Below are 19,821 nucleotides of genomic sequence, written 5' to 3' on the forward strand. Positions count from 1 at the left end.
CACCTATCTCAGCAGATTATACTCAAGAAAGATTTTTCTCTATCTCCTGCATAATTAATTTTGCACGTTGATCCCAATTAAAATGCTCCTCAACCAATCTCTGGGAGTGTTCCGTTTTGAGCTCTATTTCAGCCGGGTTATCAATTAATAATTGAATTTGTTGCGCAAAACTTTCTGCGTTTTCACTGTGGGCAAAACTCACTGACTTCTCATCAACAGCATCACGAATGGAAGGAAAATCAGAAATAACAATGGGTTTTCCCATTGCCATATATTCAAAAAGTTTAAGGGGGGAAGTATAACGGCTACCAATGCTGGTTTTTGTCAATGGCAGGATGCAAATATCATTATCTGCAATGACTTGAAAACGATCTTTAGGATGGATAAACCCCATAAAATTGACTCTGTCACTGACACCAATCTGCTGTGCTACAAATTTTAGCTGCTCAATCTGCTCATTATTTCCGCCAGCTATATTCAATACCGCATTATTTAGGTAACGCATCGATTTCATGGCAGTCGGTACACCTTTCCAGCGGTGCAAACTACCCAGATACAATACCTGTGTTGTTTCTCCTTTCTGGTATTGCTTACCAGAAGAGGCCATTTTTGTTTCTTCAACTGCCAATAGATCAACACCATCAGGTGCAACAATAATCGGCGTTTTTACACAATATTCTGTATAAATGTCATCACGCAGTAGTGAAGTCAGCACAAAAACAGCTCTGGCACGCTGATAAACGTGCTGCTCAATTTTTCTTAGTTTAGAGTATTTGCGCTTATTAACATAAGTACTAATACCATGAGATTCTTTAAAGGACTGAGAAAAAATTTCATGGCTTTCAAAGAAGTGAGGAATATCAGGGTGTTTGTGCAACAGATAATTAGCCATCTTAATATTGCGAGTAAAAATGGCATCTATCTTATGTTTTCGCAACCAACAGGAAACCTGAAAATAAAATAATTTTTGCGTGTTGACAGGAAAATACCATCTACGGCGCATATCACGCAAAGCAATTAATTCAACAGAGGAAGGTAATTTTCTGCCGAGGATCTCCTCGACATCATTTTGGCCAGCAGGTGTAATCAAACAAACCTCATGCCCCTGACGAGCAAAAGCATCCACATTCTGCAAAATTTGCAGTGAAGCAACTCGAAAATCAGGTACAGGGTAAGGGTCAATATAAGCAATCTTCATTATTTTTTTATAGTGTCTAATAAACGGTTTGCAGAATGCTCCCAGGTATACAGGGTTTCTATTCTTTGACGAGCACGTTTCCCCATATCTTTTCCTCTATCCGGTAAAGAAAGGAGATGATTAACGGCTCCGGCAATAGCCGTCTCACTACCCGGTGCGACCAGAATACCAGACTGGTTTTCATTTCCCACCACTTCAGGTATTCCACCGATATAACTGGCAATAACAGGACGTCCGCATGCCATTGCCTCTGCAATAGTAATACCGAATGCTTCATCGCCAATACTCGGAAATATCCCAGCATCCCCTGCGGCATAAAACTCAGGTAATTGGTCATGGCTAACAGGAGGATGGAAAATCACTGATTGTTCTAATCTTAACTCAGCAACTTTTCTTTCAAGTTGCTTTAGTTCTTCACCTGCGCCAATAATTAATAATTTAACATCCTTATCTCGCAGCAAGGCCATTGCTTTGATAGCAACTTTCATACCTTTCCAGCCCACTAAACGGCCAGCAAAAGTCAGCAAAAACGTATTTTCATGGATCCCCAGCTTGCTCCTGATATCAGAATGAGCGGGTTTAAATTTATCAATATCTACTCCATTGTAGATAACATTTGGAAATTGTTTGAAATGATGCTGAATCTGCCAACCATTAAAATGGCTACAGGCGGCCCAAGCTGATATTTTTTTCCCTAACAGCCGATCACCTTTAAAAAAGCTGGTTCCCCCGCTCATATAACAAAACTTAGTACGGGAATGAGTTGGCATCATTCTGGGCCAGAAAAAATCAAAAGGTTTCGTCAGTATGACCCAGTCAAAATTTTCAGCAATCACCGCCTCACGGGCATGGCGGGCAAACGAGTAACGTTCAACAATTCGCTGGAAACGACGACCGATATTGATTACACGTTCTCTGGGAATAAATGGGAAAGTATGGACCCGAATATGTCGATTGCCCAATTCTGGTTTAATATCCCCTATACCTCCGAAAATATGGATCTCATGCCCTGCGTCAGTCAACGCCTTCGCCAGCTCCCAAACTGCGGTCTGAATACCACCATAGGACATCGTCACAGTGACATCAATAAACCCTATTTTCATCGTTTTTATTATCCTTTGTTCACTTATTTTTCGCCTGCTATGCCAAATTATAACCATAACAGGAAAATCATCCTCTCCACTTTACTTTTTCTTTTAAAAAAGTAGCTATTAATTTAACCAATGAATTACAAAATCATCCATTAGAGATGGTTTCTTAAAAGGGCTTAGGTCAAGGTTATTTAATATGTATTGGTAAATACTAACTATCAATTTTGCTTTAATATAATAATTCATGCTGTATTTGATAAAGCAATGATAAGAGCATAAATTACTATTTTCTGCCACTGGTAATAAATATAGACTCCATTTTATCCAGCATATTATCCATACCAAATTCAGATATTGCTCGTTTCAGTGAAGCATCTCCCATCTGTAAACGTAGTTCTGCATTTCTTATTAGCAATTCTAACTGATTCGTTAATTGTTCGACACACTTAGGCTCGATAATATAGCCAGTTTCACCATCAATCACAGCCTCAGAAATCGCGCCAACCGATGTCGATATGACCGGTAAACCACAGGCCATTGCCTGCATAATACCTTGCGGTACTCCTTCGTTACCAAAAGAAGGCAATGCAAAAATATCCATTGAGTTTAAACAGTCCGGTACATCCTGCCGATTGCCAAGAAAGATAACACTATCCGTCAGGCCTTCCTGCTTAACCCATGGTTCAAGATTTTTTCGCTGTGGCCCGTCGCCAACAAACAGTAATTGCCACTCCGGATAACGTTGATGGAGTGCTTTCCAGCTATCCAACAGATAGCGGTGCCCCTTCCAAGTGCGCATTGTTGCCACAATCCCAATTGTCGGTTTATCTGCAATTCCAATACGTTGACGGCAATCCTGTTTATTTTCAGGATGAAAACGGGTCAGATCAATGCCGGTTGGGACAGATGTCATGTGGGGTAAAGGGTAACGATTGTTTGTGTGCAGAGACTGGCGCAACTTTTCTCCAGTCGTCACGATATGGCGGCTAGACTGCAAATAAAGCCAGCGGGTCGCTATGGAAGTTGAAACATTGGTGGAAACATGTCGGGTCCGGACTATCGGGGGCATGCCCTTTAATGTGGCACTCGCCGCAGCTACCAGCCAGGAATCGGTCGAACTGTGGGTGTTAATGACATCAAACCGTTGGCCTTCCGCCTTTAACCAACGACGCATTGCTGTAAAACATGAGAAGCGTTTTTTTTCAATCGGCAATGCCACAACAGGAACACCATAATGGTGAGCCTCACGATAAAGTGTAGAAGTAGGACAGCAAATGATAACCACATGATGTCCACGGCGCATCATACCCTGAGATTCCGTCAGAATACGAATCTCCTGCCCTCCCCAACCACATGATGATTCTGTGTGTAAGATATTTAAGGTTTTTCTAGTCATTTTCAGAGTCATGCCTGACGATTCATATATCAAAAAAACGTAGTATAACTGAACGACTGTTTACGTTCACGAGTAACCGTATCCGTCTAAATATATGAAGGTTTCAATTGCATCAGGCATAAAAAAGCCCAGCAATTTGCTGGGCTTTTTCAATCCACTAAAATTATTTAATTTTAGCTTCTTTGTACATTACATGCTGACGAACAACTGGATCAAACTTTTTCATTTCCAGTTTTTCAGGCATAGTACGCTTGTTCTTCGTAGTGGTATAGAAGTGACCAGTACCAGCAGAAGAAACCAGCTTAATTTTATCGCGAATACCTTTAGCCATTTTTCAGCTCCTTAGTATTTCTCACCGCGGGCACGCAGTTCAGCAAGAACTGTATCGATACCCTTTTTGTCGATCACACGCATACCTTTAGCAGTTACACGCAGAGTTACAAAACGCTTCTCAGACTCAACCCAGAAACGGTGAGAGTGCAGGTTAGGCAGAAAACGACGCTTGGTCGCATTTAATGCGTGAGAGCGGTTGTTACCACTCACAGGACGCTTGCCAGTAACTTGGCAGACTCGGGACATGTCTATTCTCCAAAAATCAATTCAGCTCGAGCTTTGTATTGGGTATGGCCGCCTCGTCAGGCTTAGGAGCCCATCTCAGCAAATTTTCTTTACTGATAAAAAACGTTGCTGAAAAGACTCACAATCTCTCAGCAAAAAATTCACTGAGATAGGCTCTTCTCGCCAGGCCCAAGATCCTCAAAGGTGGCGTAGTATACGCCCTCATTCGCCGATGCTCAAGTCCCGAACAGCTAAGATCTGATCGCTTCATGCAAAAACCGTATTAAATCCAGCCTCTTTCTACAAATGAAACACAATATTGTTTGCCAATAACAATATGATCTAAAACTTTAACCCCGATTAAATCACAAGCCTCAATGATTTTTTCTGTTACCAGTTTGTCCGCCAGACTGGGCTCCGGGTTACCGGAAGGATGATTATGGGCCAAGATAATTGATGCAGCATTTACTTTAACTGCCTGTTTTACAATTTCACGCGGGTGGACTTCAACTTTGTTTATCGTTCCTTTAAACATTTCATCATGACAAATGACTTTATGCTGATTTGTCAAAAACAGGACGACAAAAATCTCCCGATCCTGCCAGGATAATAAATCCTGCAAATAATTTTGGGTTGCCACCGGGCTGCTCATCACATCTTCATGGATAAATTGGCTGGAGAAGAAACGCTTTGCCAATTCAGAAACTGCCTGTAACTGCACGTACTTGCATAATCCCATGCCTTTATGTGAGCAAAAATCAGCATAATCAGCTGAAAGCAGATGATACAGGGAACCGAATGATTGCAATAAATGCTCTGCCATTTGTACAACAGGCACACCTCTGGCTCCTGTGCGTAAAAATATCGCTAACAGCTCTGCATCCGTCAGAGCAACCGCACCATATGCCAGCAGTTTCTCCCGGGGAGCGAGATCTGAATTCACTTCATCGCTTTTTTCCACCATCGTGATATCCATTCGCTCCCCCTTTTACTTATCCTATGTCTGGTGAACAGCCATCATGGCGCATACTGCTGATACTCACATCGCTAATATCTCATGATGAAAAAACGACCGCCAGAGCCATTCTTATGCTTTGCGTAACGCTTCGCAAACTTGTCATTTAGTCATAACAAAACAGAGGCGTTCTCAACGCCATATTCTCAGTACCTTATTTTCTTATGATAGAATCTTGGTAATCGTAACTTACAGGTGGACAATCAGAATGGCAGGACTTTCCGGCAACGAACTTTCTGGTAAGCATCTTTCTGGTAAACAGATTGTGCTCGGTATCAGTGGCGGTATTGCTGCTTATAAAACAGCGGAGCTGGTACGTCGTTTACGCGATCGCGGCGCACAAGTACGCGTAGTGATGACACCAGCAGCAGAAGCTTTTATTACTCCTCTGACATTACAGGCCGTCTCAGGCCATCCGGTTTCTGATGATCTTTTAGACCCAGCGGCAGAAGCGGCTATGGGGCATATTGAACTGGCGAAATGGGCTGACTTGATCATTCTTGCCCCTGCTACCGCCGATCTGCTGGCCCGTTTAAGTGCTGGTATGGCAAACGATTTAGTAACGACTATTTGCCTGGCTTCAGCAGCACCTCTGGCAGTTGTTCCTGCAATGAACCAGCAAATGTACCGCGCCCAAGCCACTCAGCATAACCTCAACATACTAAGAGGGCGTAATGTGCTGATTTGGGGCCCGGATGAAGGCAGTCAGGCCTGTGGTGATGTAGGGCCGGGAAGAATGATTGAACCGATGGAGATTGTCGAGCGGGCAACCCAGCACTTAAACCCTGTCAGAGATTTGATGGGCCTTCAAATCACAATTACTGCCGGCCCGACTCGTGAGGCATTAGATCCTGTCCGTTTTATTACTAATCATAGTTCCGGAAAAATGGGATTTTCTATCGCTCAGGCAGCGGCGGAGCGTGGTGCGGAAGTCACGTTGATTACCGGACCTGTTAATTTACCTACGCCTCTGAACGTCAAACGTATTGATGTCACCAGCGCACTGGAAATGTACAAACAAGTACAGGAAACCGCTGCTTCACAGCATATTTTCATCGGCTGTGCTGCCGTCTCTGATTATCGCTTCAAGCAGACTGCAACCGAAAAACTCAAGAAACAGGGTGATGAAATCACCTATACATTAGTCAAAAATCCTGACATCGTAGCGAGTGTTGCGGCAATGGAAAAACATCGCCCCTTTGTCGTTGGATTTGCAGCCGAAACCCGGAATGTGGAAGAATACGCCCGCGGAAAACTCAGGCAGAAGAATCTGGACCTGATTTGCGCGAACGATGTATCGCTGGCTGAACACGGCTTTAACAGTGATACCAACGCATTACAGCTGTTCTGGCATGATGGCAGCATTAATTTACCGCACAGTGGTAAATTACAACTCAGCCACCGCTTATTAGACGAGATATTCAAACGCTATGATGAAAAAAATCGACGTTAAAATCCTTGATCCCCGCATCGGACAAGAATTTCCTTTACCAACTTACGCTACTCCTGGTTCTGCGGGTTTAGATTTACGTGCTTGTCTGGATAATGCAGTGGAACTGGCTCCCGGTCAGACCGAACTTCTTCCCACGGGGCTGGCTATCCATATCGCGGATGAACAACTCGCTGCTGTCATCCTCCCCCGCTCTGGTCTGGGCCATAAACACGGGGTAGTACTGGGTAATCTGGTCGGGCTGATTGACTCTGACTATCAAGGTCAACTGATGGTTTCTGTCTGGAACCGCGGAGATAAAACCTTCGTCATTGAACCGGGAGAACGCATTGCACAAATGGTGATTGTGCCCGTTGTTCAGGCTGAGTTTAACTTGGTAGAAGATTTTGAAAGCAGTGAACGTGGCAGTGGTGGTTTTGGTCATTCCGGTCGTCAATAATTTTCCTAACGCCTGATACCATCAAACTACTTTTATATTTTTGCCCATCTTTGCATGGGCAAAATGTATACCCAATCAGTTTTGAGTTGCGATTTATACCCAATGGATTTCAAGTTGCATCGCGGCGGCAAGGGAATGACAAATTCGTCGGGAACGAATTTGCCCAGCCAAAGGCTGGCCTCCGGTGAGAGGCAGCTTGAAAGGCGAAAGGTATAGATATTTTGCTGTCTTAGCAGGGGTATTACCAGACATGGCAGAAATAGAACGTACAAAAAAGAAAAACAGACGTGAAGAAATCTTGCAGGCACTGGCACATATGCTTGAATCCAGCGATGGTAGCCAGCGTATTACCACAGCAAAACTTGCCGCCAACGTCGGTGTTTCTGAAGCCGCACTTTATCGTCATTTTCCAAGCAAAACCCGGATGTTTGACAGCCTGATCGAGTTCATTGAAGACTCTTTGATTTCACGTATCAATCTCATCCTACAGGATGAAAAAGAGACTATTCCCCGACTCCGGTTAATCCTGATGCTGATCTTAGGCTTTGCAGAAAAAAACCCGGGGCTGACCCGTATCATGACAGGCCATGCCCTGATGTTTGAGCAGGACAAGCTACAAAGTCGCATTAACCAGCTGTTTGAACGCATTGAAGCACAGCTTCGCCAGATCTTAAAAGAGAAGAGAATACGGGATGGTCAGGGTTTCAGTTATGATGAAACCGTACTGGCATCACAATTGCTGGCTTTTTGTGAAGGAATGCTCTCTCGCTTCGTTCGCTCTGAATTTCGTTATCGACCAACGAAAGAGTTTGAAGTGCGCTGGCCTTTGATATTAACGCAATTACAATAAATCACGCTTACCACTTTTCATGATAGAAATGTGATAACAGGCGTTTTTTTACATTAATTTGTGTTAACATGATTTGGCTAGCTGAGTTGACTACCCAATCGCTCAGTAATGACATTCCAGCCATATTATATACGGAATGTTATTTCTACTACTCACCCCGCCCACCATTGGGCGAGGGATTTTTTTTTAACCTGCTATTACGGCAGAACTTGTCAATCAGATACCATACTCGCGACGGTAAGCTTCCACAGCTTCTAAATGAGACTGCATTTCCGGATTTTCCCGCAGATAAGTGATCAAGTCATTTAAAGTAATGATAGAGAAGACCTGACAATGGTAATCACGTTCAACTTCCTGAATTGCTGAAAGTGTTTCACGCCCGCGCTCCTGACGATCCAGACACAAAATAACGCCAGATAACGTTGCACCGTGTTGTTTGATGATTTCCATCGATTCACGAATCGCAGTTCCGGCGGTTATCACATCATCTACCACCACAACTCTGCCTTGCAGTGGGCTACCGACCAGCGTTCCGCCTTCCCCATGATCCTTCGCTTCTTTGCGGTTAAAGCAATAAGGCATATCAATATCATGATGCTCCGCCAATGCTACAGCGGTTGTTGTTGCGATTGGGATACCTTTATAAGCTGGCCCGAACAGCAGATCACACGGGATACCACTATCCTGTAATGCTGCAGCATAAAAACGACCAATCAATGCCAAATCACGCCCGGTATTAAAAAGACCCGCATTGAAAAAATATGGGCTCTTACGACCGGATTTCAGCGTAAACTCGCCAAATTTCAGCACTTGTTTTTTCAGTGCCAGTTCAATAAATTCGCGCTGATAGGCTTTCATGGGTTTCTCCTTTTGTGCATTATTATCATTCTTGTCGCGGTTATTACAGACATAAAAAAGGCGACTCTTCAGCCGCCTGATCTATTTACTTTTCTAGCGCATCTCGCTGCGCCGCAAAAATAGTTTCCAATCCCCCTTTTGCGAGGGAAAGCAATGAGAGCAGTTCATCATGGCTGAATGGTTCACCTTCTGCCGTGCCCTGAACTTCAATCATCCGGCCATCATCCATCATGACGACGTTCATATCAGTTTCAGCCACAGAGTCTTCTACATACTCCAAATCACAGCGGCCTTCACCTTCAACGATACCAACAGAAACTGCGGCTACCATTGACTTTAGTGGGCTTTCTTTCAGCTTGCCATCAGCAACCAGTTTATTCAGTGCATCTACCAGAGCCACGCATGCACCGGAAATCGCGGCAGTACGCGTGCCGCCATCTGCCTGAATAACATCACAGTCCAGCGTGATGGTATATTCACCCAGCTTTTTCAGATCGACTGCCGCACGCAATGAACGGGCAATCAGACGCTGGATTTCCATTGTACGGCCAGTCTGCTTGCCTCTTGCTGCTTCACGGGCATTGCGGGTATTTGTCGCCCGCGGCAACATCCCATATTCTGCTGTGATCCAGCCCTGCCCCTGACCTTTCAGGAAACGGGGGATCCCTTCTTCAACGGAGGCATTACATAACACCTTGGTATCCCCAAACTCAACCAGAACTGAGCCTTCCGCATGTTTAGTGTAATTACGGGTGATTGTAATAGGACGAACCTGCTCTACTGCTCTTCCTGCCGGACGCATTCCTATCTGGCTCATGGTGTTCTCTCCGCTGTTAATACTTTATTGGGGGCGCATTATAAGGCCTAACTTAGCGAATGCCTATCCTGCATCTGCATGGAACGTTATAATCCTTCATCATTTTATAAATTGGGAATGAGTTATGATCCGTAGCATGACCGCTTTTGCGCGGCGAGATATCAAGGGAGACTGGGGAAACGCGGCCTGGGAACTGCGTTCTGTCAATCAACGTTACCTGGAAACTTACATTCGTCTGCCGGAGCAATTCAGAAGTCTGGAACCCGTCATCCGTGAGCGTATTCGTTCCCGCCTGACTCGCGGCAAAGTGGAGTGTAACCTGCGCTTTGAACTGGATACCCGCACTCAGGGCACATTGATTCTTAATGAAAAGCTGGCAAAACAGCTCGTTGAAGCCGCTGGTTGGATTAAGCAACAGAGCAACGAAGGGGAAATCAATCCTGTCGATATCCTGCGCTGGCCGGGTGTAATGTCTGCCGAAGAACAGGATCTGGATGCCATCAGTGCACAACTGCTGGCGGAACTCGATCTGGCACTGGATGCCTTTATCCAAAGCCGTGAAACTGAAGGTCAGGCACTTAAGGCGCTGATCGAAAAGCGCTTAGATGCCGTAACAGTAGAAGTGGGTAAAGTTCGTGAACAGATGCCGGCCATCCTACAATGGCAAAGAGAGCGTTTACAAACTAAGCTGGAAGAGGCTCAAATCCAGTTAGAAAACAACCGTCTTGAACAAGAGCTTATCTTGTTGGCTCAGCGTATTGATGTAGCGGAAGAGCTGGATCGTTTAGACGCGCATATCAAAGAAACACGTAATATTCTGAAAAAGAAAGAAGCTGTCGGCCGCCGGCTGGATTTCATGATGCAAGAATTTAACCGCGAATCGAATACGCTGGCATCAAAATCAATTAATGCCGATGTGACAAATTCTGCAATTGAGTTGAAGGTGTTGATTGAGCAGATGCGTGAGCAAATACAAAATATTGAATAACATTTCTTAGCGACTCATAACAAATCACAACGCCAGTAATATCTGAGTATTACTGGCTTTTATGATTCTAACGAAGCACGCTTTCTTCCTGTGGAAGCGCGGACTTGGGCAATCCGAAAATTTTGTCAAAAGCCCAGTTAAAAAAGAACGTATAGATAGGGATGAAAATAATCAGTGCGAAATCCAGTATGAGCGCCTGAAGTAAGCTGATTGAAAGCCACCATGCAATAAGCGGGATTAAGAAGATAACCAAAGTTAGCTGAAATAAAACAGCATGTACGACTCGACGCCGGAATGTCCGGATGCGTGATTGCTGACGTGATTCCCAAAATTCAAACAAAGTATTAAAGATAAAATTCCAACTGACCGCGATGGTTGTAATGACCAGAGCCAGTGGACCTGTAACACCCGCCGAATTACCGGATAAGAAAGCGAGTGTCAGCGATGAAATCATCCAGCCGATAACTTCATAAGCAGTAATGAAAATTACTTTACGTTTAATGCCCTGCATATTTTATTCGAAACCTGTTTTTGTGCTGTTATTTTGAAACTGGCAAGTTAAATCAATAAAGATGATAATAAAAGTTAACTACTATCAGTTTTATTGAAAGGTTGGATATGCCATTCACCAGTGACAACTTACTCGTGTTCCTGACTGTATTAGATAAAGGCTCATTTTCAGCCGCAGCCAGAACACTACACCGGGTTCCTTCTGCGGTTAGCATGGCAATCGCTAATCTTGAAGCGGAGTTGGGATTTGCCTTATTTGATCGAAAGAGCCGGGAGCCAGTACCGACTGAGAAAGCAAAAACGTTGGCTCCTTACGCGAGGGAGATAGTCGATAACTTACGTCAGCTTAATGTTTTTTCACATGAATTGACGCAAGGGGTCGAGAGTACACTCACTATTGGTGTATCTACGGGAGTTAATCCACAAAAATTATTCCTTGCTTTGCATACAATTAATCAACGTTATCCATTAATGAATGTTGAGATTATTACCGCTCCTCAGGATGATATTCTGCCTTTACTGCATCAGAATCGTATTCAATTGGCATTAGTTTTTGGCGGATTACATGTGAATCCACAGGAACAAATTTATTGCATTGATCATGAATCATTTATTGCAACAATCTCATCATCCCACCCCTCTTTATCTCATCAGGCTTCCCTTTATATTGAGGATCTAGTCCAAACCCGGCAGATTATTATTGCCAGTCATCATCGTGAACCGAGTGATCTTCGTACTCAGGTAGCAACTAAATATTGGCGCACAGATAATTTTGCGATGGCACTCGGTCTGGTTGAAGCTGGTATGGGATGGGGAAATCTTCCTTATTCTCTCATTAAAGAAAAATTAATGGACGGATCACTGAAACAACTGGAATTTCGTAATACAAAAAATGGATTAGTATTACCTATACATGTTGTGTGCCTGAAAGGAAATGTGCTTAAGCGTGGTGCACAGGAGTGCGTTGAGTTATTGCAGCAGAATTAACAGCCATATCACGACGAACAGATAAATGTCGCGCCGGTCACAATTAAATAAAAATAGTTAGAAAAAATGAATTATCGTCTATAAAGTATCCATCGTAATTTAAGACGCTTTGTCTCCCAAATTAACAGGATAACCCTATGAGAATGGTCAACGAATACACAACAGATAGATAAGCCGCAACAATCCTCGTTTTTTCGATTGTTGCGGCGTCCTCAAGAACCTATCAATTCTATGAGCACACCGCCAAATCCTTAATTTTAGGAGATGGATTCGTGCATACAAAAGATTTTTCCTGGCAATATTCTCTTACCGCCACAATATTATTGTTATCTCCATTTAATTTACTGCCATCACTGGCGATGGATATGTATCTGCCCGTAATGCCTTTCATCGCTGATGCACTTGGTGCCGGAGCAGGAACAATCCAACTGACGTTGACGGTATACATGATCCTATTTGGAGTCGGTCAGCTTCTCTTTGGCCCGCTGTCAGACAGGTTCGGTCGCCGCCCGGTTTTACTTAGTGGTGGCGTTGTTTATACGTTAGCTTCATTTGGCCTTGCCATCACTTCATCACCAGAAATTTTTTTGGGTTTCAGAATTATTCAGGCCTGCGGAGCTTCAGCGTGTCTCGTAGCGATGTTCGCCGCTGTGCGCGATATTTATTCTGGCCGCAAAGAAATCAACGTTATCTATGGCTTGCTCGGCTCTATGCTTGCCATGGTTCCGGCTGTCGCACCTTTGCTCGGAACACTGGTTGATGTCTGGCTGGGTTGGCGCGCAATTTTTGTTTTATTGAGTATTGCGATGGCAGCGACGGTTATTGTGTACGGGATATTCTGCCCAGAAACCCGGCAACAAAGGGCGGTCGCATTAAAATGGTCGCAACTACTTCTTCCTGTAAAAAGCCTGAATTTCTGGCTGTACACATTCTGCTACAGTGCGGGTCTGGGGAGCTTCTTCGTCTTCTTCTCGACCGCTCCATGGGTAATGATGAACCGGCAAGGATTATCACAAATCACTTTCAGCTTGCTGTTTGCCACGGTGGCTATCGCAATGATGGTGGCAGCACGAAATGTGGGAAATTTGATCGTCCGCTGGGGACTACTGAATACGTTACGAATGAGTATGTTTTGCCTGATAGCAGGAGCATTGTTGTTATCAGCCGGAGAAACTTTCATACCTAATTCAGTATTTGGTTTCATTATCCCGATGTGGCTTGTCGGAGTTGGAATAGCTATAGCGATTGCAGTCGCACCTAATGGTGCACTACAGGGTTTTGATCATATGGCCGGAACGGTAACGGCATTCTACTCCTGTCTGGGTGGCGTGTTGTTGGGAATCGGTGGAACGCTCACTATTACACTTTTCTCCAATACCACTACCTGGCCGATTATCGCTTATTGTCTGGTTCTGGCAATAGGAGTACTTTGTTTTTCTTATATTAATAGTAGGCAATCTGAGCCGCGTTATTAGCGGATTAACCTGAAAATATCACGGCACGAACGGCTTCTTTCTGATAATTCGTGCCGCATTTTCTGGTAATCAACTTATGGTTACAGTTTGTGGGTAATACCCATAAAATAAATACGCTCTAATAAGGAGTAATAAAATATGTCTTCTGCTCCATTTGTAACAGCATTTGCTGCTGAAGATCACCTAACACTCATCGGAACAGATATTGATACTAATGCTCATAAACACACTTTTCTGCAATTACTGATTTCCTTAGATGACAAACCCATAACGGTTACTATTTCTGGGCAAACTTTACAGACTAAATCAATTTTAATTAATAGCGATGTCATTCATGATGTTACATTGAATAACAGGTTTTATTGGCTGACATTGATTAACCATACATCTCCTTTAGGCTTATGTTTAAAACATCAGCTAACCAATGGAAAAATAAATTATGTAGTATTGGATTACAGTAAATTGACATCTGTGTGTAAGGCAATATCAGCTCAATATACTTCATTGCAGGAAAAAACTTATCTCGTATACTGGGATAATCTACATAAAAAGGTACTAACACAAACTTGCAATCTTAATCACACAATAGGTGATAACCGTTTAAAAGCTATATTAGGTCACCTAATTTTTTCACAAGAAACCTATCATAGGGTCATTGATATATCAGCAAAAACGCCCCTTTCCCCAAGTCGTTTATCACATCTTTTTTCTGAAAAAACAGGGGGGAATCTAAAGAGTTATATTCTTTTTCACCAGCTTATTAATGCTCTATTTTTAATTGCCGAAGGCAAAAAAGTAACAGATGCTGCCATGCAATGTGGTTTTGATAGTGCTTCACACCTTTCCTCCACCGCCAGAAAATTGATGGGTATAAAACCAAGCTTCGCGAAAAAAATCAGCGGATTTTTGAAAGTTTTCTCCTCATAAATTTTTTAGTCTTAAGTAATTTAAACAAGGAGAAAATAGGTAATGAAACAGTATCTTTCATGCACACCTTTATTAGATTTTTATGCCGAAAATATTCAGCATTTAATTACCGAGAAAGGCTGGCTAAACCTGACTCAGCCTGAAAGAATAAAAGTAATTTATCATTTTGTTAAAGATGATATTACTTTTGGGTTTAATGAGGATGATTCACTTACAGCGTCAAAAATCTTACAAGTGGGTTATGGGCAGTGTAATACCAAATCTATTTTATTTATGGCTCTCCTTCGTGCGCTAGGCCTTCCCTGTCGCTTACACGGCTTTACCATTGATAAATCACTACAATATGGAATTATGCAGGGGGAAATATATGAAATGGCTCCGCAGGAGATTTATCATACATGGGTTGAAGTTTATATTAATGAGCAATGGCTAAACTTTGAAGGTATCATTTTAGATAAAGGCTATCTTACTTCGCTACAGAAAAAATATGCAACTCATAAAGGAAAATTTGTAGGGTATGGTGTGGCGATTGATGATTTAGCTAATGCACCTATTGAATGGTATGGAGATAATAGCACGTATATTCAACATGCCGGAATTGTACAAGATTTAGGTCTATTTGATTCACCGGATGATTTCTTTAGCAAGTATGAACAGAAAATGACATTACAGGAAAAAAATATATTTGCGAACAAGATACGCCATGAAATAAATCGGAATATTAATCATATTCGTGACAGCTAAGTAGCTCTGGGCGATATTTACCAGATTTCCCTGAGATTGAATTGAAGCACCCCATTCCTCAAAACTAATAGTTCCCCGCCATCTGGCGGGGAAAATGTTGAACTTAAAATCTGTAACCTACTCCAATATTAAATCCATTTACAGGGCTGTTCATACCCGCTATTTTGAACGTAGTACCTTCATAGCCCAAGTTGATCACGAAATCATCTATGGGATTAATTTCAACACCGGCACCATACGCAAACGAGCTTTTTTTCTTGGATACATGACCGCGACCTTCATCATGCTCGTAATTAATCTTAGCATTTGTATAAGCCAAACCCACTAAGCCATACAAACTTACCTGAGGATTTATTCGGTAAGCCGGGCCTACAAGGAGTGAGGTATATTTAATATCACCTTTATGTTTTATCAGCTCTTTTGTCACTGATTTATTAGATAAACCACCCTTACCTGCCATATAGGTCAAAGAGCCAATAACACTGACAGGGTCATCCCATTCATATCGATACTTGAGATTTACCCCTTTAATATCTTTGAAATTTTTTACTTTACTTTGTGCATAACCAATGGAAGCGTTTTGTGAATCAGCATAAGCAAAAGAACCCACCACCAATCCTGATGTAAGCAAAGACAACAAAAAAACTTTTTTCATATCCATGCCCTTTTGTAAAAAAGAAAATGTAAAAAATTCATTTTAGCCAGCCATAAAATATGACTGACTAAAAATAACCCTTTATATTCTCTTGACAGCTTCCCGAAAAAAGCAAAAAAAAAAGAGCTTTTATCTACTTATTTTGGCTAAGATCACAAAAATAAAAATTTCATATCCCAATAGTAGATAAATTACAGTTATTCATCAATGCTGTATTCCTAACCAAATAAATCACCAGCTATCTGAGGCACCCTTATTATCACTCTTACCGCCACCACCAGTGAAAATGTCTTTATTATCAGAAAGCTCTGCATTTTCGACGAATATATCGGAACTACTAACAGGAGATGCAGAACCCGAACCACCAAAGAAGCGTTTAAATAATCCTCCCACCAATGATGCGCCGAAAAAGAGCACAATTAACACCAGAATAACTGGCAGGAAGAAAATCAGCAGATAATATCCCAGAGGAAGAGCAGGAAATACACCTACCAGACTGAGTACAAACGTAATAACAGCGACTGTTGAGGCGCATTTGAGAAAACGTTTAAACCAGCCACCTGTACGGAACACCGCCAATGGCAGAATTACCATACCAAGCAGCCAGAGGATCAACGGAGCCGAAAAGTCTTCACCTGATGATACGTTATCTAAAATATTGTCGTTATCGCCAGCAATGTTCGATACACCCTGCGGTGCTTTCTCTTGCCCTGCGTTTTTTATCAATACCCCAATGGAATCAATACTGGTACGTATCCCTTCGTAATAGTCACCCTCTTTGAAGGCCGGTTTTGCATCCTTACTCAGAATATTTGCTACCTTTGAATCCGGCAGCTGCTTTGTAAGGCCAGAACCAATAGTAATCCGCATTTTGTGGTCATCGTGTGCCACCAAAAACAGAATGCCATCATTAAGTTGTTGACTACCTAACTTCCATTCAGCAAATACACGGGAAGAAAAGGTTTCAACGCTATCGCTTCCTATCGTTGGTACAATCAAAACCGCCATTTGTACTTTATATTCCGAACGCAGTTTCTCCAGCTGACGAGTCAGTCGTTGATGTTCATTCTTAGTCAAGATATTGGGTATATCTGTAACACTTTGGCTCAGAGCCGGAACTTCAACGAGCTTCGTTTCCTGTCGAACTTCTTTCGCGGATACACTGCTTATGCTCAAAAACAGCGTAAATAGGATAACAATATGTTTTATTATTGAATGGCTGTATCTTTGGAGGAATGTCTTACTGGTACTAAAACCATCCGTTGGTTGACTGGAAATCATGAACATCAAATATCCTTAGGTTTATTTTCTAATATATCGCAGCAATATATTATATTTATCTTTCCTTTGACGTCTAATACCGTAATTATCTAAATAATTTCCCTAATAATTCCGAATTTAATATGGTACGAAGTGAGGAAATAGCGCTATTTCGTCTACATTGGCTTTTCTAAGGAAAGCCAATATAGTAATCATATACGTAATGGATTTCAGGCTGTGCCTACGGTGATGACCTGTTTCTATCGGCTCTCTGCGGTAATTTTTGCTGATTTCCATGCAGTAAATAGCGCCAGTATGGGCGCAATAGCGAAAAGTAAAAAGAGCCAGTGAGAAGCAGAGGCGGCGCCTTCTTGACCACCCGGCTGATAAAACCCGAAGATATTAGTCACCATTCCGGCTAGTGCTGAGCCGAATGCAGTAGCAAACAACTGAACCGTTGTAATGGATGAACCGGCAATATTTCTGTCAGCCTCACTGGAAACCTGCAAAATACGGGTCAGTAAATGAGGCCAGCCAAAGCCCACACCAAAACCAAATAGCCCAAGCCCCAGAATGATTGGTAATATTATTTGCCATTCACCTATGGATTTATAAGGCAGCATCGCAAGCAGCAGCAACATCCCCACCAGCATAAAAGCAGGGCCGCTTACAATCGCAAAACGCATTTTCGCCCCCTGCCAACTGGCACTCATTACTTCCCCAATAGTCCAACCAATTGCTGCCATCGCGACCATATAACCAGAGGCTAAAGGAGACTGCTCGTGCAAAACTTGCAAAAAATAGGGAACAAAAACATCTCCCGACAACCCAATAACTAAAAACATCATGGTTGCGAATAAGATGAGATGAGGTGAATTCAGACTCAGCGCATTTTCAGGCAGTAACTTCACAGAAGCCTTACGTTCATAGAGAACTAACAGAAATACCAGTACTGCCGCCGTCATAATGCCGAGAATATTCATTTTCACATCTTGTGACAGACTCCCTGAGGAAACAGCAAGCACAGCAACAGATAATAGAATCAGCTGGGTAATGGGCAAAGCCATTTTGCTTGTGTTCTGTTTTTGCTTCGGAGGTAAAATTCGATAACTAAATAAGGCATAAAGCAAAATAACGGGTAACATCAGGCCAAATGCATAACGCCATGCATTCATTTCAGCAAAAATGCCACCAATAGCCGGCCCGATTAAAGTTGCCACTCCCCAGGTACCGGAAATCAACGCCATCGCTTTAGGCCAGAGAGATTCCTCAAACACCAGATTAATCATCGAATAAGAAAGTGCGAATAAAAACCCGCCACCAAGTCCCTGAATGGTTCTCCCAACTAGCATGGATTCCATTGTCAGCGCCAAAGCACACCATAAACTACCGGTTAAAAAAATCAGGGCAGCAACCAAATAGGCATTTCTCGCACCTGATGTATGCAGTAATCTCGCTGAAAGTATGGAACCAATAATGGATGCCACAACAAACAGCGTTGTATTCCAGGCATAGAGATTTAATCCACCGATATCCTTGACGGCAGAAGGCAGGAGCGTAATTGCAATTAAGGTATTCGCGGCCATCAGTCCGATACCGATCGAAAGTACTATTGCACTGGGTGCGTTTTTACTGGAAAACAGATCCCTCCAGCGATTTTCCTTAGTTATTATCATGCTTATTATCCTGAACTCAGGTTGAGTTGTGAAATATCTTACGTTAAATTAAACAAGGTAAATCTTGGAATAAATTACTGTCAGGTTCAACAATATGTCAAGCATTGACTTGGAAAATAGCACTATTTCCGTACAATCCGTTAGTGAACGGTTATTGATGCTGTTAAAAACACAAGGCGCTATGCAAGCCGCAGATGCCGGTAAGCTCTTAGGCACGACAGGGGAAGCAGCCCGTCAACAATTTGTGAAACTGGCTAAAGAAGGGCTGGTTGAAGGGCGCTCTGAAACAAGGGGAGTTGGCCGCCCTATCCAGCTTTGGCATTTAACTGACAAAGGGAACGCCAAATTTCCAGATACACACGCAGATTTAACCGTTCAGATGATTACGATTATCCGTGAGCAATTAGGTGAATCCGCGCTGGATGTAGTGATCCAATCCCGCGAACAGGAAATTTCTGAAAAATATAAAACAGCGCTAAAAGGCGCTGTCGATCTACAAGAAAAGATTGAGCGTCTGGTTAAAATCCGCTGTCAGGAGGGTTATATGGCGCAATATTTTATTCAGGAAGATGGCACTATTTTATTTGTCGAAAACCACTGCCCCATCTGTGCCGCAGCCAGTATCTGCCAGAGTTTTTGTCGTACTGAGCTGAAAATGTTCGGGGATATTCTTCAGGCACAAGTAGAACGAACTGAATATATTCTGAATGACGATAGGCGTTGTGCTTACCGTATTATGCCACTGAGATAAACCTACACGAATGAGCGGGTGTAGGTTTATCTGAACATAGACACAATGGATTTCCAGATGCCTCGTGGCGGCAAGGGATAAAGTCCCTAGAAGCATAGATAACTATGTGACTGGGGTGAACGAGCGCAGCCAACAAACAAGCAACTTGAAAGACGAAGTGTATAGTCAGGCTATTT

Annotated in this window: 21 protein-coding genes; 9 read left to right on the top strand and 12 right to left on the bottom strand. The window is 42.8% G+C overall.

What is annotated here, in order from left to right; all coding sequences use genetic code 11:
• Positions 1-22 precede the first annotated feature (22 nt).
• From AACS92_RS03795 to radC, 6 genes are all read right to left on the bottom strand, one after another.
• Positions 23-1,198, bottom strand: coding sequence for a glycosyltransferase family 4 protein (locus tag AACS92_RS03795; protein WP_099110021.1), 1,176 nt, complete (start codon positions 1,196-1,198; stop codon positions 23-25).
• Positions 1,198-2,301, bottom strand: coding sequence for a glycosyltransferase family 4 protein (locus AACS92_RS03800; RefSeq protein WP_099110022.1), 1,104 nt, complete (start codon positions 2,299-2,301; stop codon positions 1,198-1,200). The genes AACS92_RS03795 and AACS92_RS03800 overlap by 1 nt, the downstream gene beginning before the upstream one ends.
• A gap of 271 nt (positions 2,302-2,572) precedes the next feature.
• Entirely contained in the window at positions 2,573-3,685 is a 1,113-nt protein-coding gene (locus AACS92_RS03805) for a glycosyltransferase family 4 protein (protein WP_099110098.1), read from the bottom strand.
• Between the two features lie 163 nt (positions 3,686-3,848).
• A complete protein-coding gene (gene rpmG, locus AACS92_RS03810; protein WP_010847629.1) occupies positions 3,849-4,016 on the bottom strand; it encodes a 50S ribosomal protein L33 in 168 nt (55 codons plus the stop codon).
• Between the two features lie 11 nt (positions 4,017-4,027).
• Positions 4,028-4,264: a 50S ribosomal protein L28 gene (rpmB, locus tag AACS92_RS03815; RefSeq protein ID WP_045967846.1), complete on the bottom strand. Its 237-nt coding sequence runs from the start codon at positions 4,262-4,264 to the stop codon at positions 4,028-4,030.
• A 262-nt stretch (positions 4,265-4,526) separates the two neighbouring features.
• On the bottom strand, positions 4,527-5,219 hold the full coding sequence (gene radC, locus AACS92_RS03820; RefSeq protein WP_099110023.1) for a RadC family protein: 693 nt from the start codon (positions 5,217-5,219) through the stop codon (positions 4,527-4,529).
• A 247-nt stretch (positions 5,220-5,466) separates the two neighbouring features.
• On the opposite strand from radC, the gene coaBC reads away from it, so the two are divergent.
• From coaBC to slmA, 3 genes are all read left to right on the top strand, one after another.
• Positions 5,467-6,711 (top strand): bifunctional phosphopantothenoylcysteine decarboxylase/phosphopantothenate--cysteine ligase CoaBC, encoded by a 1,245-nt coding sequence (gene coaBC, locus AACS92_RS03825; RefSeq protein ID WP_099110024.1) that lies wholly within the window; start codon positions 5,467-5,469, stop codon positions 6,709-6,711.
• Complete coding sequence (gene dut / locus AACS92_RS03830; RefSeq protein WP_099110025.1) at positions 6,689-7,147, top strand: dUTP diphosphatase; 459 nt, start codon at positions 6,689-6,691, stop codon at positions 7,145-7,147. Before coaBC ends, dut begins: the two co-directional genes overlap by 23 nt.
• A gap of 250 nt (positions 7,148-7,397) precedes the next feature.
• The gene (slmA, locus tag AACS92_RS03835) at positions 7,398-7,997 is read left to right on the top strand and encodes a nucleoid occlusion factor SlmA (protein WP_099110026.1); all 600 of its coding nucleotides are present in this window, start codon (positions 7,398-7,400) and stop codon (positions 7,995-7,997) included.
• A gap of 216 nt (positions 7,998-8,213) precedes the next feature.
• On the opposite strand, the gene pyrE is transcribed toward slmA, so the two are convergent.
• Together pyrE and rph are read right to left on the bottom strand one after the other, a co-directional pair.
• Positions 8,214-8,855, bottom strand: a complete 642-nt coding sequence (pyrE, locus tag AACS92_RS03840) for an orotate phosphoribosyltransferase (RefSeq protein ID WP_099110027.1) — start codon at positions 8,853-8,855, stop codon at positions 8,214-8,216.
• A gap of 85 nt (positions 8,856-8,940) precedes the next feature.
• Positions 8,941-9,657, bottom strand: coding sequence for a ribonuclease PH (gene rph / locus AACS92_RS03845; protein ID WP_099110099.1), 717 nt, complete (start codon positions 9,655-9,657; stop codon positions 8,941-8,943).
• Between the two features lie 139 nt (positions 9,658-9,796).
• Here rph and AACS92_RS03850 point away from each other — a divergent pair, with 139 nt between their 5' ends.
• On the top strand, positions 9,797-10,660 hold the full coding sequence (locus AACS92_RS03850; RefSeq protein ID WP_099110028.1) for a YicC/YloC family endoribonuclease: 864 nt from the start codon (positions 9,797-9,799) through the stop codon (positions 10,658-10,660).
• Positions 10,661-10,727: 67 nt separating this feature from the next.
• Here the strand turns inward: AACS92_RS03850 and AACS92_RS03855 are convergent, their stop codons facing one another.
• Positions 10,728-11,171 carry a PACE efflux transporter gene (locus AACS92_RS03855; RefSeq protein ID WP_099110029.1) on the bottom strand — a complete coding sequence of 148 codons (444 nt, stop codon included), beginning with the start codon at positions 11,169-11,171 and terminating at the stop codon, positions 10,728-10,730.
• 107 nt (positions 11,172-11,278) lie between these two features.
• On the opposite strand from AACS92_RS03855, the gene AACS92_RS03860 reads away from it, so the two are divergent.
• The 4 genes from AACS92_RS03860 to AACS92_RS03875 all read left to right on the top strand — a co-directional run bounded on the left by AACS92_RS03860 (position 11,279) and on the right by AACS92_RS03875 (position 15,303).
• A complete protein-coding gene (locus tag AACS92_RS03860) occupies positions 11,279-12,157 on the top strand; it encodes a LysR family transcriptional regulator (protein WP_099110030.1) in 879 nt (292 codons plus the stop codon).
• Positions 12,158-12,429: 272 nt separating this feature from the next.
• Positions 12,430-13,632, top strand: coding sequence for a CmlA/FloR family chloramphenicol efflux MFS transporter (gene cml / locus AACS92_RS03865; protein WP_099110031.1), 1,203 nt, complete (start codon positions 12,430-12,432; stop codon positions 13,630-13,632).
• A 138-nt stretch (positions 13,633-13,770) separates the two neighbouring features.
• Entirely contained in the window at positions 13,771-14,559 is a 789-nt protein-coding gene (locus AACS92_RS03870) for a helix-turn-helix transcriptional regulator (RefSeq protein ID WP_099110032.1), read from the top strand.
• 42 nt (positions 14,560-14,601) lie between these two features.
• Positions 14,602-15,303 carry a transglutaminase-like domain-containing protein gene (locus tag AACS92_RS03875; protein ID WP_099110033.1) on the top strand — a complete coding sequence of 234 codons (702 nt, stop codon included), beginning with the start codon at positions 14,602-14,604 and terminating at the stop codon, positions 15,301-15,303.
• A 103-nt stretch (positions 15,304-15,406) separates the two neighbouring features.
• Here the strand turns inward: AACS92_RS03875 and AACS92_RS03880 are convergent, their stop codons facing one another.
• The 3 genes from AACS92_RS03880 to AACS92_RS03890 form a co-directional block, all read right to left on the bottom strand.
• Positions 15,407-15,958, bottom strand: coding sequence for an Ail/Lom family outer membrane beta-barrel protein (locus AACS92_RS03880; protein WP_099110100.1), 552 nt, complete (start codon positions 15,956-15,958; stop codon positions 15,407-15,409).
• A gap of 231 nt (positions 15,959-16,189) precedes the next feature.
• On the bottom strand, positions 16,190-17,239 hold the full coding sequence (locus AACS92_RS03885) for a TPM domain-containing protein (RefSeq protein WP_193756928.1): 1,050 nt from the start codon (positions 17,237-17,239) through the stop codon (positions 16,190-16,192).
• A 239-nt stretch (positions 17,240-17,478) separates the two neighbouring features.
• The gene (locus AACS92_RS03890) at positions 17,479-18,894 is read right to left on the bottom strand and encodes an MFS transporter (RefSeq protein WP_099110035.1); all 1,416 of its coding nucleotides are present in this window, start codon (positions 18,892-18,894) and stop codon (positions 17,479-17,481) included.
• Between the two features lie 94 nt (positions 18,895-18,988).
• Here AACS92_RS03890 and AACS92_RS03895 point away from each other — a divergent pair, with 94 nt between their 5' ends.
• Positions 18,989-19,645: a helix-turn-helix transcriptional regulator gene (locus AACS92_RS03895; protein WP_099110036.1), complete on the top strand. Its 657-nt coding sequence runs from the start codon at positions 18,989-18,991 to the stop codon at positions 19,643-19,645.
• Positions 19,646-19,821: the final 176 nt, after the last annotated feature.

The sequence above is a fragment of the Xenorhabdus sp. KJ12.1 genome, assembly GCF_963876495.1.
In the GTDB taxonomy this organism is placed as follows: domain Bacteria; phylum Pseudomonadota; class Gammaproteobacteria; order Enterobacterales; family Enterobacteriaceae; genus Xenorhabdus; species Xenorhabdus stockiae.

Coding starts and splice junctions, on each gene's coding strand:
- AACS92_RS03800 (WP_099110022.1), bottom strand. CDS start 2,301: ATGAAAATAGGGTTTATTGATGTCACTGTGACGATGTCCTATGGTGGT.
- coaBC (WP_099110024.1), top strand. CDS start 5,467: ATGGCAGGACTTTCCGGCAACGAACTTTCTGGTAAGCATCTTTCTGGT.
- AACS92_RS03885 (WP_193756928.1), bottom strand. CDS start 17,239: ATGATTTCCAGTCAACCAACGGATGGTTTTAGTACCAGTAAGACATTC.
- AACS92_RS03795 (WP_099110021.1), bottom strand. CDS start 1,198: ATGAAGATTGCTTATATTGACCCTTACCCTGTACCTGATTTTCGAGTT.
- dut (WP_099110025.1), top strand. CDS start 6,689: ATGATGAAAAAAATCGACGTTAAAATCCTTGATCCCCGCATCGGACAA.
- AACS92_RS03875 (WP_099110033.1), top strand. CDS start 14,602: ATGAAACAGTATCTTTCATGCACACCTTTATTAGATTTTTATGCCGAA.
- rpmB (WP_045967846.1), bottom strand. CDS start 4,264: ATGTCCCGAGTCTGCCAAGTTACTGGCAAGCGTCCTGTGAGTGGTAAC.
- AACS92_RS03850 (WP_099110028.1), top strand. CDS start 9,797: ATGATCCGTAGCATGACCGCTTTTGCGCGGCGAGATATCAAGGGAGAC.
- AACS92_RS03895 (WP_099110036.1), top strand. CDS start 18,989: ATGTCAAGCATTGACTTGGAAAATAGCACTATTTCCGTACAATCCGTT.
- AACS92_RS03870 (WP_099110032.1), top strand. CDS start 13,771: ATGTCTTCTGCTCCATTTGTAACAGCATTTGCTGCTGAAGATCACCTA.
- pyrE (WP_099110027.1), bottom strand. CDS start 8,855: ATGAAAGCCTATCAGCGCGAATTTATTGAACTGGCACTGAAAAAACAA.
- AACS92_RS03890 (WP_099110035.1), bottom strand. CDS start 18,894: ATGATAATAACTAAGGAAAATCGCTGGAGGGATCTGTTTTCCAGTAAA.
- slmA (WP_099110026.1), top strand. CDS start 7,398: ATGGCAGAAATAGAACGTACAAAAAAGAAAAACAGACGTGAAGAAATC.
- rph (WP_099110099.1), bottom strand. CDS start 9,657: ATGCGTCCGGCAGGAAGAGCAGTAGAGCAGGTTCGTCCTATTACAATC.
- AACS92_RS03805 (WP_099110098.1), bottom strand. CDS start 3,685: ATGACTAGAAAAACCTTAAATATCTTACACACAGAATCATCATGTGGT.
- AACS92_RS03880 (WP_099110100.1), bottom strand. CDS start 15,958: ATGAAAAAAGTTTTTTTGTTGTCTTTGCTTACATCAGGATTGGTGGTG.
- radC (WP_099110023.1), bottom strand. CDS start 5,219: ATGGATATCACGATGGTGGAAAAAAGCGATGAAGTGAATTCAGATCTC.
- AACS92_RS03855 (WP_099110029.1), bottom strand. CDS start 11,171: ATGCAGGGCATTAAACGTAAAGTAATTTTCATTACTGCTTATGAAGTT.
- AACS92_RS03860 (WP_099110030.1), top strand. CDS start 11,279: ATGCCATTCACCAGTGACAACTTACTCGTGTTCCTGACTGTATTAGAT.
- rpmG (WP_010847629.1), bottom strand. CDS start 4,016: ATGGCTAAAGGTATTCGCGATAAAATTAAGCTGGTTTCTTCTGCTGGT.